The sequence below is a fragment of the Micromonospora cathayae genome (assembly GCF_028993575.1).
In the GTDB taxonomy this organism is placed as follows: domain Bacteria; phylum Actinomycetota; class Actinomycetes; order Mycobacteriales; family Micromonosporaceae; genus Micromonospora; species Micromonospora cathayae.
The window spans coordinates 4,062,869-4,079,339 of the sequence record NZ_CP118615.1 but is presented as its reverse complement, the minus strand read 5'-3'; the positions used below and the strand labels follow the sequence as shown (position 1 = coordinate 4,079,339).

Below are 16,471 nucleotides of genomic sequence, written 5' to 3'. Positions count from 1 at the left end.
CGATCGGCAGCGGACTTGTCCCCTCCGCACCGCCTTACCAGCCCGGATAAGCATTTGCCCGGTTCGCCGAATTTGGCGGTAAATAGCGGGCAATAATGGGCGCGATTGCCGCTAATTGTGGCTGATGCCACCATTCACGCCGATGGCAACGGCCAAGATACTTTCTAGCCTCGGCGGGTGCACCCTGACGACTCCGCTGACCAGAAGCTGACCAGCGCGCGGCCGGATCACCGTCCGGACGACGCGGCATCGACCGTTCGGACCATCGGCCGCCACCGCGCCGAGGACCGCCGGCCACGGCGACGGCCACGGCTCGCCTCCACCCCCGCCCGGGTCGCACTCGCCACCGGCGTCACCTGCTGCCTCGGCGTCGGCCTGTTCGCCGGTACGCGGGCCGCCACCGGCGACGAGGAGCCGCTGCGCGACTCACTGGCCGACCGGGCGGTCAGCGCCGCCGAGGCCGACCAGCGGGCGTCCCGGTCGTACCAGCGCGGCGCCGTACCCACCCCGACGGCCAGCGCCACCGTCAGCCCCTCGGCCGGTACGACGCCGCCCCGCCCCCGCAAGCCAGCCCGTCCCGAGCCGGTCGCCGGGCTGAGCCAGCGGCAGATGGACAACGCGAAGACGATCGTGGACGTCGGAGTCGAGCTGAAGATGCCCCGCCGCGCCCTGGTGGTGGCGGTCTCCACCGCGATCCAGGAGAGCAACCTGCACAACCTGGCCAGCGACCGGCTCGCCGAGTCGTCCCGGTACCCGCACCAGGGCAGCGGCGACGACCACGACTCGGTCGGACTGTTCCAGCAGCGGCCGAGCAGCGGCTGGGGCAGCGTACGCGAGTTGATGCAGCCGGCGTACGCGTCCCGCGCCTTCTACCAGGCGCTGCGCAAGGTTCCCGGCTGGCAGGACATGAGCGTCACCGGCGCCGCCCAGGCCGTGCAGCGGTCCGCCTACCCGGGCGCGTACGCCAAGCACGAGCGCCGGGCCACCACGGTGGTCGACGCGCTGACCTGAGCGACCGCCCGGCCCGGGTCACCCGCCCGGTGAGCCGGACGCCCCGGACACCGACGCCCCGGACACCCAGACGATCCGGACACCCAGATGACGAGGACACCGGAAGACCCGGCCACCGCATGACCCGGTCAGCGGTCAGCGGCCCCGCACGCCGCCGGTGGCCCCGCCAGCCGTCATCGGCAGGGTGGTGGCGATCGGCAGGGATGTGGCGGCGGTGGTCGGCGGGGACGTGACGGTGGTCGGCGGGGAGGTGGCGATCGGCGGCACTGCGGTGGTCGGCGGGAGGGCGGTGGCGATCGGCGGAGCGCCGCGCCCGGTGACGGGCGGCGCGGCGGCAGCCGTGGGTGTGTCGACCGGCACCGGTACGACATCGGGCCGCCGCGCGTCGACCAGGTCCCGCAGCCGGACCACCTCGTCCCGGAACTGCTCCCACCCGACGTCGCCCAGGACCCCGGCACCGGCGGCACGGGCCGCCAGCTCGGCCAACCGGGCACTCAGGTCGTCCAGGCAGGAATCCACCTGCCGCTGGTCGTATCCCATCTCCACCACGGAGAATCTCACGTCGCCGCCTCCCGTCCGCCGATGGCGAACTCCCCCACCGCCGATCCTCCGGCCGGACGGCCGGGCGCGCAGCGGTTTCCGGCAAATGGCCGGCCCACCCCACGACACGCCGGCGGCAGCCCGGGTGGACTGGTGATCGACGGACACCGGTGGCCGGGCCCGGGACGACGGCCGGTGGACCGGGGACGACGGGCACGGCCGGCACGAAGGCGACGGACCGGGACGGCGGGCACGGCCGGCACGGAGGCGGAGGGACCGGAGGACGGGCGCGGTGGGAGCGAGGGCGACGGAGCGGGTGGAGCGGGACGCGGGCGCGGTCAGGAACGCTTGGGCAGCACCACGACGCGGCCGAAGAACTCGTCGATCCGGCGCACCACGTCGTTGAAGTCGTCCAGGTCGATCGGCTTCGTCACGTACGCGTTCGCCTGGAGGGTGTAGCTGCCGACGATGTCGGTGTCCGCGTTGGAGGTGGTCAGCACCACGATCGGAATGGTACGCAGATCCGGGTCGCTCTTGACCTCGCCGAGCACCTGCCGGCCGTCCATCCGGGGCATGTTCAGGTCCAGGAGGATGACGTCGGGGCGCTTGGCGTCGGTGTGCCGGCCCTCCTGGCGGAGGAACTCCATCGCCTCCTGGCCGTCGCTGACCACGTCGATGATCTTGTCGACGTCGGAGTCCTCCAGGGCCTCCTCGATCATGAGCACGTCACCCGGGTCGTCGTCCACCACCAGGATCCGAACGGGGCTCGGCGTGTCTACGCCCATGGCTACCTGCCTCCTGTGACGGTGGTACGAAACCGGACGGTGGGGTGTGCCGGCGGGGAAATGTAACCGATCACCGGCAGGCGTGTGAGGCCGGGTCGGCATCGGGATCGTAGCGGAGCACCTCGGCCAGTCCGGTCACGCTGAGTACCCGGGCGACCCGTCCGGTGGCCCCGGTGAGCCGCAACCAGCCGTCGAGCCCGGCGGCGGTGTTGTCGCCCCGGACGAAGGCGGCGATGCCGGTGGAGTCGCAGAAGGTCAGCTCGCTCAGGTCGACCAGCAGGCGGGTGTGTCCGTCGGCGATGAGCTGGTCGACTGCCGCGTTGAGCTCGGGCGCGGTGCTCATGTCGAGTTCCCCCGCCAGGCGCAGGCAGACAGCACCGTCATCCCCCTGGGCGTACGCGACGGTGAACGTCAAGGTGTTCCCTCTCGCTTGACCACAGGCGGATGCTTGCAGTGCAGCAAGTATAAGCAGGGCCTCCGGGCGGGGTCACCCACCGTGGGCTCAGCTCCGGCTGAGCGCCGGGGAGACCGTCGCCACGCTCCGGCTGGCGTCGAGGAACCGACCGGCCCGGGGAAAGTCCCGCAGCGCCTGTGAGAAGTGTTCCAGAGTCTGCGTCACCGACGCCACCGGCACGCCGCGACTGGACAGGATCGCCGCCAGCCACCCGACGAAATCGGTGAACAGTCGGACGTCGTCCACATAGACGGCGGCGGCGAGGAAGTCGACGATGTGGCCGAGGTCGCTGATGGTCGCGTCGAGCTGCGCGGCGTCGTAGTTCGCCACCCCGGGGGAGCGGTCCCGCAGATCGACCAGCGCCGAGTCGATCAGCTCGGCGCGGCGACGGAGCAGACCGGCGTACTCGTCGTCGGCCAGGTGCGCCAGGTCGGCCGCCGGCACCCGCCGCAACGCCCGCTCGTCGGCGACCAGCGCCGCCGCCGCCAGCGCGTCCGGAGCCCAGGCCACCCCCAGCCGCCGGGCCCACCGCCCGTCCGCGCCGAAGCCGCGACCACCGACCAGCACCGGCACGTCGGACCGCCGGCACGCCTCGATCATCCGGTGGGCGTGCGGCAGCCGCATCGGCAGCGCGCAGGCCAGCGCGACCGCGTGCGCGTCGTGCCGTTGCAGGTACCCGACCAGGTGGGCGGCGGGAACGCTCGCCCCGAGGAAGGTGACCTGCCAACCGCGCAGCCGGAGCACCTCCGCCACCAGCCGGGCCGGCAGCGCGTGCCACTCCCCGTCCATGCAGGCCACCACCACGTGGCCGCGGGACGGACGCGGGCTGGCGTACGCGGACACGGCGGCCACCACCCGGTCGCTGATGTGGGTCGCGGCGTGTTCCTGCGCCACGCTCCACTCGTTGCGCGCCCAGCGTTCCCCCACCTCGGCCTGGGCCGGGGCGACCAGGTCGAGCAGGATCGGCTCGGCCGGCACCCCCCGGTCGAGCAGACCGGTCACCATGTCCACCGCCGCGTACTCGTCGGCTTCCTCCAGGCACGCCAGGTAGGCCGGATAGGCGGCGGTCAGGTCGACGGTCGCGGGACTGGTCACGGTCGGTACGTCCTCCGGTCGGGGCGTCCCGGGCCGGACGGCTGCGGGATCGGGGCGGGGGCGGTCAGGTCGGGCACCGCGTGCAGGTGCCGGGGGCCTCGGGCGACGGCGCCGACCGCCCGCATCGCCAGCACCGCGATGTCGTCGTGGTCGCCGTGGGCCAGCCAGTCGCTGGTCACCTGCTCGATCCGCTCGGCGAGCGCCGGCGCGGGCATCCGGTGGCAGCCGCTGATGGCGTGCACCAACCGGTCCACGCCGAACAGCTCGTCCCCCCGCCGGCCACCCCGGGCCTCGGTGACCCCGTCGCTGTACAGCAGGCAGGTCTCGCCCGGGGCGAGGGTCACCGTCACCTCGCCGATGCGCGGATCGGGCACCACGCCGATCAGCATGCCGCTCAGCGGCACCGGTTCCACCGCTCCGGAGGCCCGCACCAGCAGGGGCGGCAGGTGACCGCCACCGGCCATGGTCAGGGTCAGGGTGCCGTCGCGGTGCGGCCGGACCACTCCGAGCACCATCGTGGCGAAGCGGCCCTGGCCGTTGGCGAGCGTGGTCTCCAGCAGCGCGTCGTTGAGCAGCCGCAGCAGCCGGGCGGGATGGTACTCGACCCGGTGCAGGGCCTGGAGGCACTGGCGCAACTGCCCGGTGAAGACCGCCGCCTCCACGCCCTTGCCCGACACGTCCCCCAGATAGAACAGGGAGCCACCGTCGGGTAGTGGGTGTGAGCCGTAGAAGTCGCCGCCGATCCGCAGCCCGGCCTGGGCCGGCCGGTAGGCGGTGCCCCACTGCACGCCGGCCGCCTCGGCCGGTTCCACCGGCAGCAGGCTCGCCTGGAGGGTGTCGGCGACCTCGGCCTGGTCGCGGTAGAGCGCCGCCGAGGTCAGCGCCGCGCCGGCCCGGGAGGCGAACGCGCGGAGCAGCTCGACGTCGTCCTCGTCGTAGCGCCGGGTCGCCCGCCGCGCGACGAGCAGCACACCGGCGGGCGCGCCCCGACCGGGCAGTGGAACCAGGCGGGCGCAGACGTCCGGCACGGCCAGGCCCGGCAACCAGCCGGCCTCGGCGGCCTGGTCGACCAGCCAGTCCACCGCGTGCGGTTCGGTCCCGGCCAGTCCCTCGTCGATCGCGGGTGGCAGGTCGGTGACGCCGAGGATGCCGCTGTCGACCGCAGGGACGTCGTCGTCCACCCGGGCCGCCCGCCACCAGCGGACCCGTCCGGTACGCGGAGCGAGCACCAGCACCGCCACGTCGCCCAGGGCGGGTACGGCGAGCCGGACCGTGGCCGCCGCCGCCCGGTCCGGGTGCAGCGGGTTGCCGAGCTTCTCGCCGGTGGTGGCCAGGAACGCCGACCGGGCCCGCTCGGCGAGCAGGGCGTCGGCCCGGCTGACGCTCTCGGTGACGTCCTCGACGTACCAGCAGCACCGGCGACCGGACAGCGGCACCCGCCGGACGCGGAGCCGACGGTCATGGTGGGTGAGGTCGGTGCGGTCCGTGCGGTCGTCGGACCCGGTCAGGGCGGTGATCCCGGCGGCGACCAGCAGCTCACCCACGGTGATCTCGGGGAGGAGCCGGGCGGCGACCGGGCTGAGATGACGCACCACCCCGGCGGCGTCGCAGACGACGAAGCCCTCCCGGAAGTGCTCGACGACCTCGGACCAGTCCGGTTCGGTCGGGGCGCGGTCCGGGTCCAGGGGCGGCAGGGACTGCGTGGGTGGCAGGGACTGGGCAGGCCGGGTCGTGGCGTCGGCGGACCACGCCGGAGCCCGTGCGGCACTCGGCGTGGAGATCCGTCCGTCGCCCGGGTCGCAGCCCCTGACGTCGGCAGCAGTCACCAGCTAAGCCCCACTCCTTCTCGACACCCTCGGTCCGCCGGTCACGGCGTGTGTGGTCCAATCTCTTCGCCCCAGCCTACGCCGGTATGCCGGTAACGCCACCCGTGGCCGCGTCGGCGTACCGGGCGGACAGCCCCCGGGGTTGTTACGATTTTCGAGAAACTGCCCGACCGGCAGCACCTGCGGAGAGGCGTGATGGTGGTTCCCCAGCGGCGGAAGCCTGAATCGACACCGTTGACGATGTCGATCGATGACTCCGATTCCGGGGCACCCCTGGTCAGCGTCGCGGGCGACCTCGACTTCACCACCGCGGCACCGCTGCGGACGGCGCTCGACCATCTGCTGGCCGCCCGGCCGGCGGCCATCGTGCTGGACTTCGGCGGGCTGCTCTTCATCGACAGCACCGGCCTGGCGGTCATCGTGCACGCCTGGCGCGAGGGCCACCAGCAGGGTACGGCGATCCACCTCCGCGACACGCCCCGGTTCCTGGACACCATCCTCGACATCACCGGCGTCAACGGCCTGCTCGTCCGGCCGCCCCGGGCGGATACCGGCGACCGGTCCGCCAGCAGCACCGCATAGCCGGACCCCCGGGGGTTTCCGGTACGCCGCCAACTGGGAACATGGAGGACATGCCCCGTCAGTTGTTGACCATCGAGGTGAGCCGGCTCGCAGACCGGCACGCCCGGTTGCGGCTGACCGGTGAACTCGACTTCGACACCGCTCCGCAGCTGATCCGGGCGGCCGGGCAGGCCCAGGCCGAGGGGTACGACGAACTCACCGTCGACCTGACCGGGGTCACCCTGTGTGACTCGTCCGGGTTGAGCGCGTTCGTGGTGATCTACCGGGCCGGGCCCGGGTCGGTCCGGCTCACCGGGATGAACGAGCAGATCCAGCAGTTGCTGGCCCGCACCGGCTTGGCCGAACTTCTCTCCGCCGGCCGGGCCGGCGACGACGAGGTGCGCGAGGTCGGCTGAGTCCCGGTCCGTGGGCCGCCGACCCGACCGGTCGCACCGCGCCGCCGACGCGCCCCGCCCGAGCCGCGCCGGGCGGTTCAGGCCGCGGTGACCGGTTCCCGGGACAGGCCGGGCGCGTTCCGCTCCGGCTCCAGGTCGTCGGGACCGCCCGCCTCGGGGGCGTGGAAGAGATAGCGGACGAACTCGCTGCCCGCCTCGTTGTCGTCCGATCCGGGCCACTGCCCCACACAGTCGACGCCGATCACCTCGCGACCGACGCCGTCGGCCTCCTCCACCAGCGCCCACACCGTCACCGGGTAGCAGCGGGTGGCGTCCGGGGTGAGCTGCCAGCGGGCGTACCAGCCGGGTCGGGCGGGGACGATCTCGACAATCCTCTTCATGACGACCTTCCCTTCCGCATGCTTCGGAAGTTCCTCCGGTCCGCACCGAGCATGTGCCGCGACGGGGTGACGGCTCGTCACCCCGCTGGCATGAAGCCGTATCCGGGAGAACCGCCGGCCCGGCCGGCGCTGGTTTCGGGGCGCCCGGGGCCGGGAAGCCGCCGGGGAGCAGGCCGGGACCGGGTGGTACGCGGCACAGGGCGGGCCGCGGTGGTGGTGCGCGGGAACACGGGCCGCGACCGTCGACCCGCGACCGCCAGCCGGGACCGGCAGCGCCAACCGAGTCGGGAAGCGAGGTCAGCCGGATGAGGAAGCAGATGGAGGGTGACAACCAGCGGCGGCGTACCCTGGCCCGTCAGGCCCGCGAACGCGGCCGGCAGCCCAGCCGGGACGGGACCACCCTCGGCGCGTCCAAGCAACCCACCCACCTGGACCGGGGCAAACGTGCGGGGCCGCCGCCGGCCGGGGCCCACAAACCGGACAGCACTCGCGGCGGGCCGGTACCGCCGCCGGCCGGCCGGCCGGCCAACCCGCGGCCGGGGCCCCGACCGGGCGGGACCACGCCCGGCGCCACCGGAACCGGATACCGGGAGTTGGTCGGGGAGGTGGGCCGCCGGGCCGGCGTCGACTTCCGCACCGCCAAGGTCGGTACCGAGGCCACGGTGCTGGTCCTGGCGAGGGCACTGGACCCCGCCGACCGGGACCGGCTGCTGCGGGCGGTACCGATGTCGCTGCACGACGTGACGCCGGTGGACGGGATCGAACGGCACCGGGACCTGCCGGGGTTCCTCGCCGAGGTGGCCCGGATCAGCGGCCGGACCCCGGAGCAGGCCCGCTACCAGGCGGAGGCGACCCTCGCCGCGCTGGCCGAGGCGGATGGCGACCTGGTGGCGTCGCTGCGCGTACCGGAGGGCCTGTTGGACCTGCTCACGCCACCGGAGGCCGGTGGTGGCGTGGTCGGACCGGAGGGCAGGGCCGCGCCGCTGACCGCCGACGAGCTGCGGGCCGCGCTGGCCGACCTGCCGTACTGGTCGGTCCGGGACCGGGCGTTGTCGCGGAGCGTGGCGCTGCCGCCGGGGAACCTGGACCGGGTCCTCGACCGGCTGGACCGGCTCCGGGCCGACACCGGCCGGGGACCGCAGATCACCCGGCAGACCGGGGCCAGCGCGGTGCTCACCGTGCGCAGCCGGCGCGCGGACGCGGTGACCGCCCAGGACGTCGACCTGGCCCACCGGGTGGACGACGCGATCGAGGAGGCGGGCGCGGGCGTGGCCGGCTGAGTCGGCGCGGGGCGGCGTCATGCCCCCGTACGGCGGGCCGGCGCCCCCGTACCGGCGGACCCGGTGCCCGGCGGTGACCGGGAAGCCGTCCGGGTGGCCGGTCCGCCCGGCCGGGGCGGGTCGGCTACCATGCGATCATGGACGGGTCCGCCGACGGCCCGGTGCTGGTGGTCGACCCGGGCCGCCCGACCGGGCGTACCCTGCTCGCGGCCGGTGTCGAGCAGTCCTACGTGGACACCGCCGACCCGACCCACCTGCGGTACGAGTACGTCCGCCGGATGGCGGCGCTGCTCGACCTGGCCGCGCCGCCCGGCGTACCGCTGCGGGCGCTGCACCTCGGCGGCGGCGCGCTGACCCTGCCCCGCTACCTGGCGGCCACCCGGCCCGGCTCCGTCCAGCAGGTGGTGGAGCGTGATCCGGTCCTGCTCGACCTGGTGGTGCGGGAGCTGCCGCCACCGCCGGGGATCCGGCTGGACCTGGCCGACGCGCGGGCGGCCCTGACCGGGCAGCCGACCGGCGGGTACGACGTGGTGCTCGCCGACATCTACTCCGGCGCGCGGATGCCGGCGCACGTACGCAGCGTCGAGTTCGCCGCCGAGGTGGCCCGGGTCCTCGCCCCGGACGGGCTCTACCTGGTCAACCTGACCGACCTGCCGCCGCTGGTCCTCTCCCGGGTGCAGGCGGCCACCCTCGGCGCGGTGTTCGCCGACGTCTGCCTGGTGGCCGCCCGGCGGATGCTCGGCGGCCGGCGGTACGGCAACGTGGTGCTGGCCGCCGCGCCCCGCCCCGGCCGGCTGCCGGTGCCCCGGCTGGTCGCCCGGGTGGCCCGGGACGCGCTGCCCGGCGTGGTGCTGCACGGCCCCGCCCTGACCGACTTCACCGCCGGCGCGCTCCCGGCGACCGACGCCACGCTGGGCGTGGACTGACCTGCGGGTTTCCCTCCGCCGCCACCGGGTAGCCGCGCCGGATGAGCAGCCCGGACGACCGGCGGACCGCCCGGCGCGTCATGATCGTCATCGGTCTGGTGCTGGTCACCCTGCTCGGGTTGCTGCTGCTCTGGGCCACCCGGCGGGTGCTGGTCTGGCTCGTGCTGGCCGCCTTCTTCGCCGCCGCGCTGAAACCACCGGTGGACCGCTTGCAGCGCCGGTTCGTCCGCCGGCGCACGCTCGCCACCCTGCTGGTGTTCCTCGCGACGTTCGCGCTGCTCAGTGGCGTGGCCGCGCTGATCGTGGTGCCCCTGCTCGACGAGGTGACCCGGTTCGTGGCGCACGCGCCGGAACTGCTCCGGGAAGCCCGGTCCGGGCAGGGACGGCTCGGTGAGCTGCTGGACCGGTTCGGCCTGCGCCGGTACGCGGAGACCCACCGGGGCCTGATCGAGGGGTACACCGAGCGGGCCCGTCAGCCCGCGCTGGGCGTGGTGCGCGGCGTGGTGGAGGGCGTGGTCGGCGTGGTCACGGTGACCGTGCTGGCGTACCTGATGGTGTTGGAGGCACCGAGGATGAGCGTGGCGCTGCTCGCCCTGTCCGGGGACGGCCGGGGTGAACGGCTGCGCCGGATCGGACGGGAGTGCGGGCGCACCATCACCGGGTACGTCACCGGCAACCTGCTGATCAGCGTGATCTGCGGAGGTCTGACGTTCGTCGTCCTGTTCCTGCTGGGCGTGCCGTTCGCGGCGGTGATCGCCCTGCTGGTCGCGGTGGCCGACCTGGTGCCCCTGGTGGGGGCGACGGTCGGGGCGCTGGTCGCCGCCGGGGCGGCCTTCCTGCACTCCCCCACCGCCGGCATCGTCACGCTGGTCTTCTTCGTGGTCTACCAGCAGGTGGAGAACCATCTGCTGCAACCGGTCATCATGGGCCGGGCGGTCCGGCTGAACCCGTTGACCGTGCTGGTCAGCGTGCTGCTCGCCGCCGAACTCGCCGGCCTGGTCGGCGCGCTGCTGGCGATCCCCGCCGCCGGGATCGTCCAGGTGCTGCTCCGGGAGGCCGGGCTGCCCCGCCGGCTCGCCCGTCGAGGTGGCGGGCCGGCGGGGAACCGTCGGGATCAGCGACGGTAGGCCGGGACCTCCGGGGAGGAACTCTCCAGCGGTACGGCGTTGGCCGGCACCAGGCCGAGTTGCACGGCCGGGCGGGGCAGGGTCGCGTCGAGCAGCCAGTCCGCGCCCACCCGGGCCCGGTTGCCGGGCATGGCGAGCAGGTGGTAGCCCCGGGTCACCGCCTTGGCCGGCGGGCCGGACAGCGACAGCTTCAGCGGGTTCGCCGCCGCGTCCCACCCGCCCAGGTCGACCACCCACCCCAGGTCGTGGTGCTTGTACGGCCTGCGCCGGCCCTGCCCGTACGAGGCGGCGATGTTGTGGGCGACCAGTTTGCCCTGCCGTTGGGCGTGCTGGGCGGTCATCGCGCAGATCCCGCCGGGGCGGGTCAGGTCGGGCACAGCGGCGGCGTCGCCGCACGCGTACACCTCGGGGAAGCCGGGGACGGTGAGGTACTCGTCGACCACCAGCCGGCCCTTCTCGGTGCGGAGCCCCAGCTCGGCCACGAACGGGTCGGGGCGTACCCCGACGCACCAGACCAGGGTGCAGGTGGGCACGTAGTCGCCGTCGGTCAGCTTCACCCCGTCGGCGGTCGCCTCGGCCACCGAGGTGCCCATCCGCACGTCCACGCCCCTCCGGTCGAGCACCCGTTGGGCGGTGTCGGACATCCGCTGGTCCAGCTCGGGCAGGACCCGGGGGGCCACGTCCAGCAGCAGCCAGCGGGGCCGGATGGTCAGCCGGGACCGTTGCGCGACGAGTGCGTCGGTGAACAGCTGGCCGTGCGCGGCCACCTCGGTACCGGTGTAGCCGGCGCCCACCACGACGAAGGTGGCGCGGGCCCGCTGCTCGGCCGGGTCCACCGCCTGTTCGGCCAGCTCGATCTGCCGGACCACGTGGTCATGCAGGTAGAGCGCCTCGGGCAGGCCCCGGAACCCGTGCGCGTACTCGGTCACCCCGGGGATGGGCAGCAGCTTGTTGACGCTGCCCACGGCGAGCACCAGCCGGTCGTACGCCAACTGGCCCCGGTCCCCCTCGGGCTGGGTGAAACCGACCCAGCGGTTCTGCAGGTCCACCCGGTCGGCCTCACCGATGATCACCCGGACGCCGTCGAGGGTGCCGCTGAGCGGGACGGAGATCCGGCTGGGCTCCACCACGCCGGCCGCCACCTCGGGCAGCAGGGGCAGGTAGAGGAAGTAGTCGGTCGAGTTCAGCAGCACGATCTCGGCGCGACCGCGGGCGAGTCGGGCCAGGGTCTTCGCCGCGTGGTACCCGGCGAAACCGGCTCCCACGATCACCACACGAGGCTTCGTCATGTCCGCTGCCCTTCCCCTCGCCACGCCCGACAAACGTCGCGGGGCGGGGCGGGAACCGGCGGCCCGACGACGGTCCGCCGCCGGCCGGTCGACGGTCGGTCATCTGCCGGTCGCCGGTCGGACAACGGCACCGACCATCCTCAGCCGGAGGAGACCCGGCGGCCGTCCCGGCGCGGCACCGGTGTCCCCGGCCGGGCGGACGAGCGCCCGACAGGGCACACCTGAGCTGGGGAAAGCTGGATCCGACCCGTCGGGTCAGGGCATCCTCGAACCAGGACGTCCGATCGGATCCCGCCGCCCCTCGACCGGCCCGGCCGCCGACCACCCCGGTGCCAGAAGGAGCGCGAGCGTGCAGGTTCCCGACGTCAGCGTCGTCGTCCCGGTGTACAACACCATGCCGTACCTGCGGGCCTGTCTGGCGTCGCTGCTCGGCCAGACCATCGGCCGCCACCGGATGGAGATCGTGGCGGTGGACGACGGCTCCACCGACGGCGGTGGCCGGCTGCTGGACCAGCTCGCCGCCCGGTACCCGGACACCGTGCGGGTGGTCCACCAGCCCAACTCGGGCGGGCCGGCGGTCCCCTGCAACCGGGGCCTCGACCTGGCCACCGGCCGGTACGTGTTCTTCGTGGGCTCGGACGACCGGCTCGGCCCGCAGGCGCTGGAGCGGCTGGTCGCCGCGGCCGACCGGTGGGACTCGGACGTGGTGCTCGGCCGGGCGGTGGGGGTCAACGGCCGGTACATGTCCCAGGAGATCTTCGCCGAGACGCGCAGCGACGTGGACCTGTTCGACTCGGCGCTGCCCTGGTCGCTGGCGAACATCAAGCTGTTCCGGCGGGAGCTGCTGGAACGACACCGGCTGCGGTTCTGCGCGGACATGCCGATCCTCAGCGACCAGCCGTTCACCCTGGAGGCCCTCTACCGGGCGCGGCGGGTCTCGGTGCTCGCCGACTACGACTACTACCACGCGGTACGGCGGCTGGACGCCGGCAACATCACCTACCGCAGCCGCCTCGACCAGCGGCTACGCTGCGTGGAGCTGCTGGTGGACCGGGTCGCCGAGCTGATCCCGGCCGGCAAGCAGCGCGACGCGGTGTTGCGGCGGCACTTCGGGCTGGAGGTCGCCCACCTGGTCGCCGACGACGTCCGTACGCTGGACCGCCCCACCCAGGAGCGGGTGTACGCGGTGGTGCGGCGGCTGGTCGACCGGTACCTCACCGAGGACCTGCGTGACCAGCTCGGCATCGAGACCCGGCTCCGGCTCGGCGCGGTCGGCGCGGGCGGGCTGGACGACCTGCTCACCGTGGTCGGTCAGGACGCCGAGGTGGGGGTACCACCGACGGTGGTGGCCGACGGGCGCTGGTACGCCGGCTACCCGGTGCCCGGCCGGCCCACCTGGACGGAGGTGACCGACGTCCGGGCCGACTGGCTGGCCCGGCTCGACACGGTCGGCGTGACCTGGGCGGGCACCGGCAGCCTGACGGTGACCGCCCGCAGCCCGGTCCCGGCCCTGGGCCGGACGGTCGGCGGCCCGGTACGCCTGCACGCCGGGCAGGTCGAGGGCAGCACGTTGGACATCCACACCGACGACCGGGGCAGCCTGGTGCGGGTCCGGTTCCGGGTGGACGACCTGCTCGCCCGGAGCGCCGCTTCGGGTCAGCGGCATCCGCTGCGGGTCGAGGTCGACGGCCCGGCCGGTCGGGGCAGCGCCCCGCTGCGCGCCCCCGGGCTGCCGCCCGCCCGGCCCCGGATCCGCCGGCACGGCACGCGCCTGTTCGGGATCACCACCAGCCGGGACGCGCGCAGCGGGCAGTTCGTGGTGGCGGTGGTACCGGTGACCGCCGCCCGGCTGGCCGCCCGGCTACGCCGCCGCGGCCGGTAGCCGGACCGGGACGGCGGGCGGCCCGGTGAAGCTGGCGGAGCGGTAGGGTCAGCCGGGACGGCTCGCAGACCCGGGAGGCGGCCACGGCCAGGGAGCAGGGACGCACGCTGATCGCGTCCAACAAGAAGGCGCGGCACGACTACACGGTCCTCAAGACGTACGAGGCGGGGATCGTGCTGGCCGGCACGGAGGTCAAGTCGCTGCGGGCCGGTCGGGCGTCGCTGGTCGACGCGTTCGCCCAGGAACGCGACGGCGAGATCATGCTGTACGGGCTGCACATCGCCGAGTACGGCTTCGGGACCTGGACCAACCACGCGCCCCGCCGGACCCGGAAGCTGCTGCTGCACCGGGTGGAGATCGCCCGCATCCTGGAGAAGCTCCGGGAGGGTGGGCTGACGCTGGTGCCGCTGTCGATGTACTTCGAGAACGGCTGGGCCAAGGTCGAGCTGGCGCTGGCGCGCGGCCGGAAGTCGTACGACAAGCGGCAGGCCCTGGCCGAACGGGACGCCAACCGGGAGATCGCCCGTGAGCTGGGCCGGCACCTCAAGGGCCAACGCCGCCGCCGAGGCTGAGCCGGACCCGAGCCGGGCCGGCGACGAGGCTGAGCCCGGGGCTGAGCCGGGCCGGTGCCGGGCTGAGCCGGGCTGGTGCCGGGGCTGCGCCGGGTCGATGTCTCCTTCCCGACCGGACGCGTGGCGATTGATGCAGGTTTAGGTGGGAATCCCATTGCCAGATGAGATTCCCATCGAGAATCTCTCATCCGGAGCTTCCCACTGACGGCTGTCGCTCGTTACTGTCCTCAGCAGACGGTGGCCCCCCTGCCGTGAACAGGGGGGCCACCACACGTCCCGGTAACCGACAGTCCAGACGGAGGAAGGGAACGCCATGACGACTCTAGTGCCCGACAACGACGAACACGAGGTGACCAGGAGAGGGCACGGCAGGATCACGGTGGTACGGGCCAGCTACCTGCTCGCGGGAGTCGGATTCCTCGCCATCGTGCTGCTCACCCTCCTGAACGTCTTCGCGGAGATCGACAGCACGGTGGCGTCGGCCATCACCGCCATCGGAACGCTCATGACGGCGGCGTTCGGCGTCGCCGCCCTGTACCTGCGACGGCACTGAGACAGGGGCCGGGGTACCGCTGACGCCGACGCGACCGCCGGCACGCTGCTGCCGGTCGGCTGGCCCCCGCCCCGCGCGCCGGGGCGGGGGTGGGTCAGTCGGGACGCGGCAGGTCCAGCGGCATCGGGACCTGGAGGAAGGTGGTGCCACGCAGGTCCAGCCAGGCCCGGTCGGGCGAGCGGACCAGCCGCAGCATCACCTCCGTGCACCTCGGGCAGCGGGCCACCAGGCCGGGGGCGTGGGCGAAGACGCGCAGCCCGGCCAGCGGGCCGACCAGGCCGCACGACTCGCACCGGCCGGTCGCGTCGCTGAGGTCCACGGCGAACAACTCCCGCAGTGGCCCGTCCAGCATGTTGCCGTCCAGGTAGGACAGGTCGGTCACGTGCCCCTCCTCCGTCGTCATCCGGTCGGGCCGAAGCGTTCGGTGCGTACCCGGCGGGTCGGATGGCCGAGCCCGACCAGCAGGTCCGCCACGGTCTCCACGAACCCGGTGGGACCGCAGACGTAGCACCGGGGCTCCAGGTCGGGCGGCCAGCCGTGGGTGTTCAGGTCGGCCAGGCCGATCCGGTGCGGTTCGCCGCGCCAGCCCTCCGGGGCCGCGCGGGTGTAGACGTAGGCCACGTCGAGGCCCAGGTCGTCGCGGGTCCGGCGGCGCAACTCGTCGGCGTAGATGGCGTCCGTCGGGCTGCGCACCGAGTAGACCAACCGGAACGGGGTCCGGCTGCCGGCGGCGCGGCGGGCCCGGATCATCGCCATCAGCGGCACCACGCCGGATCCGCCGGCCACCAGCAGCACCGGGGCCGGCTCGTCGGTACGCCACACGAACCACCCGCCGACCGGTCCGCGTACCTCCACCGGGTCGCCCTCGGCGTACACGTCGGTCAGGTACGGCGACACCTCGCCGTCGGGCACCCGCTGCACGGTCAGCGCGATCCGGTCGCCGTCGGCCGGCGCGGCCAGCGAGTACGAGCGGGCGGCCTGGTAACCGTCGGCGGCGGTGAGCCGGACGTCGACGTGCTGGCCGGGCAGGTGCCCCGGCCAGCCGGGCACCGCCAGGACCAGGGTCTGCGCGGTGGGCGTCTCCACCCGGCGCTCCACCAGCCGGGCCACCCGCCAGGTCAGCGGACCACCACCGGCGGGCCCGGCCACCTCAGTCACCCTGGTAGCGCTGCTCGCGCCACGGGTCCCCGTAGTCGTGGTAGCCGGCGGTCTCCCAGAAGCCGGGCCGGTCGTCGGCGAGCAGCCGGATGCCCCGTACCCACTTCGCGGACTTCCAGAAGTACAGGTGCGGAACCAGCAGCCGGGCCGGCCCGCCGTGCTCGGCGGCCAGCGGACGCCCGTCGTAGCCGTGGGCCACCCAGGCCCGGCCGTCCCGCAGGTCGGCCAGGGGCAGGTTGGTGGTGTACCCGCCGTACGAGTGGACCAGCGCGTACCGGGCGGTGGTGTCGACCCCGGCCAGCAGGGTGTCCAGCGAGACGCCCTGCCAGCTGGTGCCGAGTTTGGACCAGCGGGTCACGCAGTGGATGTCCACGGTCGGCGTCTCCTGCGGCAGGGCCATCAGCTCGGCCCAGGTCCACCGGCGTTCGGTGCCGTCCTCGGCGGTGACCACGAACTCCCAGCCGTCGGTCGGCACCCGCGGCGTGGGGCCGGCGGAGAGCACCGGGAAGTCCGGGGTGAGGTACTGCCCCGGGGGCAGGGCCGGCGCGGCCGACCGGGGCCGGCCCTGGAAGCCGGGCGAGACGATTCCCACCCGGACAGTCCTACCACCCCGGCG

The 16,471-nt window shown here is 74.1% G+C and carries 18 protein-coding genes and 1 pseudogene; 9 read left to right on the top strand and 10 right to left on the bottom strand.

The window, feature by feature from the left end; genetic code table 11:
* Window positions 1-177 precede the first annotated feature (177 nt).
* Window positions 178-1,011 carry a hypothetical protein gene (locus PVK37_RS18655; protein WP_275028752.1) on the top strand — a complete coding sequence of 278 codons (834 nt, stop codon included), beginning with the start codon at window positions 178-180 and terminating at the stop codon, window positions 1,009-1,011.
* Between the two features lie 135 nt (window positions 1,012-1,146).
* Here the strand turns inward: PVK37_RS18655 and PVK37_RS18650 are convergent, their stop codons facing one another.
* The 5 genes from PVK37_RS18650 to PVK37_RS18630 all read right to left on the bottom strand — a co-directional run bounded on the left by PVK37_RS18650 (window position 1,147) and on the right by PVK37_RS18630 (window position 5,711).
* Window positions 1,147-1,572: a hypothetical protein gene (locus PVK37_RS18650; RefSeq protein ID WP_275028751.1), complete on the bottom strand. Its 426-nt coding sequence runs from the start codon at window positions 1,570-1,572 to the stop codon at window positions 1,147-1,149.
* A gap of 317 nt (window positions 1,573-1,889) precedes the next feature.
* Complete coding sequence (locus PVK37_RS18645; protein WP_275028750.1) at window positions 1,890-2,336, bottom strand: response regulator; 447 nt, start codon at window positions 2,334-2,336, stop codon at window positions 1,890-1,892.
* A gap of 70 nt (window positions 2,337-2,406) precedes the next feature.
* The gene (locus PVK37_RS18640) at window positions 2,407-2,751 is read right to left on the bottom strand and encodes an STAS domain-containing protein (protein ID WP_275028749.1); all 345 of its coding nucleotides are present in this window, start codon (window positions 2,749-2,751) and stop codon (window positions 2,407-2,409) included.
* Between the two features lie 87 nt (window positions 2,752-2,838).
* Window positions 2,839-3,885 carry a cobalamin B12-binding domain-containing protein gene (locus PVK37_RS18635; protein WP_275028748.1) on the bottom strand — a complete coding sequence of 349 codons (1,047 nt, stop codon included), beginning with the start codon at window positions 3,883-3,885 and terminating at the stop codon, window positions 2,839-2,841.
* On the bottom strand, window positions 3,882-5,711 hold the full coding sequence (locus tag PVK37_RS18630) for a PP2C family protein-serine/threonine phosphatase (protein WP_275028747.1): 1,830 nt from the start codon (window positions 5,709-5,711) through the stop codon (window positions 3,882-3,884). The genes PVK37_RS18635 and PVK37_RS18630 overlap by 4 nt, the downstream gene beginning before the upstream one ends.
* 240 nt (window positions 5,712-5,951) lie before the next feature.
* On the opposite strand from PVK37_RS18630, the gene PVK37_RS18625 reads away from it, so the two are divergent.
* Entirely contained in the window at window positions 5,952-6,293 is a 342-nt protein-coding gene (locus PVK37_RS18625; RefSeq protein WP_275028746.1) for an STAS domain-containing protein, read from the top strand.
* A gap of 50 nt (window positions 6,294-6,343) precedes the next feature.
* Window positions 6,344-6,688, top strand: a complete 345-nt coding sequence (locus PVK37_RS18620; protein WP_275028745.1) for an STAS domain-containing protein — start codon at window positions 6,344-6,346, stop codon at window positions 6,686-6,688.
* 77 nt (window positions 6,689-6,765) lie between these two features.
* Here the strand turns inward: PVK37_RS18620 and PVK37_RS18615 are convergent, their stop codons facing one another.
* Window positions 6,766-7,068 carry a hypothetical protein gene (locus PVK37_RS18615; protein ID WP_275028743.1) on the bottom strand — a complete coding sequence of 101 codons (303 nt, stop codon included), beginning with the start codon at window positions 7,066-7,068 and terminating at the stop codon, window positions 6,766-6,768.
* 305 nt (window positions 7,069-7,373) lie between these two features.
* Here PVK37_RS18615 and PVK37_RS18610 point away from each other — a divergent pair, with 305 nt between their 5' ends.
* From PVK37_RS18610 to PVK37_RS18600, 3 genes are all read left to right on the top strand, one after another.
* The gene (locus PVK37_RS18610; protein WP_275028742.1) at window positions 7,374-8,348 is read left to right on the top strand and encodes a DUF2267 domain-containing protein; all 975 of its coding nucleotides are present in this window, start codon (window positions 7,374-7,376) and stop codon (window positions 8,346-8,348) included.
* A 137-nt stretch (window positions 8,349-8,485) separates the two neighbouring features.
* Complete coding sequence (locus tag PVK37_RS18605) at window positions 8,486-9,274, top strand: spermidine synthase (protein WP_275028741.1); 789 nt, start codon at window positions 8,486-8,488, stop codon at window positions 9,272-9,274.
* Between the two features lie 41 nt (window positions 9,275-9,315).
* The gene (locus PVK37_RS18600) at window positions 9,316-10,401 is read left to right on the top strand and encodes an AI-2E family transporter (RefSeq protein WP_275028740.1); all 1,086 of its coding nucleotides are present in this window, start codon (window positions 9,316-9,318) and stop codon (window positions 10,399-10,401) included.
* Here the strand turns inward: PVK37_RS18600 and PVK37_RS18595 are convergent.
* Complete coding sequence (locus PVK37_RS18595; protein WP_275028739.1) at window positions 10,389-11,690, bottom strand: NAD(P)/FAD-dependent oxidoreductase; 1,302 nt, start codon at window positions 11,688-11,690, stop codon at window positions 10,389-10,391. The two genes, PVK37_RS18600 and PVK37_RS18595, sit on opposite strands and share 13 nt — an antisense overlap.
* A gap of 349 nt (window positions 11,691-12,039) precedes the next feature.
* Here PVK37_RS18595 and PVK37_RS18590 point away from each other — a divergent pair, with 349 nt between their 5' ends.
* The 3 genes and pseudogenes from PVK37_RS18590 to PVK37_RS18580 all read left to right on the top strand — a co-directional run bounded on the left by PVK37_RS18590 (window position 12,040) and on the right by PVK37_RS18580 (window position 14,697).
* Window positions 12,040-13,572, top strand: coding sequence for a glycosyltransferase family 2 protein (locus PVK37_RS18590; protein ID WP_275028737.1), 1,533 nt, complete (start codon window positions 12,040-12,042; stop codon window positions 13,570-13,572).
* Window positions 13,573-13,658: 86 nt separating this feature from the next.
* Window positions 13,659-14,144, top strand: a pseudogene (gene smpB / locus PVK37_RS18585) (SsrA-binding protein SmpB); the annotation flags it as partial.
* Window positions 14,145-14,457: 313 nt separating this feature from the next.
* A complete protein-coding gene (locus PVK37_RS18580) occupies window positions 14,458-14,697 on the top strand; it encodes a hypothetical protein (RefSeq protein WP_275028736.1) in 240 nt (79 codons plus the stop codon).
* Between the two features lie 94 nt (window positions 14,698-14,791).
* Here PVK37_RS18580 and PVK37_RS18575 read toward each other — a convergent pair whose 3' ends face one another.
* From PVK37_RS18575 to PVK37_RS18565, 3 genes are read right to left on the bottom strand one after another with little or no spacing between them, the layout of a single operon-like run.
* Window positions 14,792-15,079 (bottom strand): DUF6510 family protein, encoded by a 288-nt coding sequence (locus PVK37_RS18575; RefSeq protein WP_275028735.1) that lies wholly within the window; start codon window positions 15,077-15,079, stop codon window positions 14,792-14,794.
* 17 nt (window positions 15,080-15,096) lie between these two features.
* Window positions 15,097-15,846, bottom strand: a complete 750-nt coding sequence (locus PVK37_RS18570; protein WP_275028734.1) for a ferredoxin reductase — start codon at window positions 15,844-15,846, stop codon at window positions 15,097-15,099.
* Between the two features lies 1 nt (window position 15,847).
* Entirely contained in the window at window positions 15,848-16,447 is a 600-nt protein-coding gene (locus PVK37_RS18565; protein WP_275028732.1) for a sulfite oxidase-like oxidoreductase, read from the bottom strand.
* Between the last annotated feature and the right edge of the window lie 24 nt (window positions 16,448-16,471).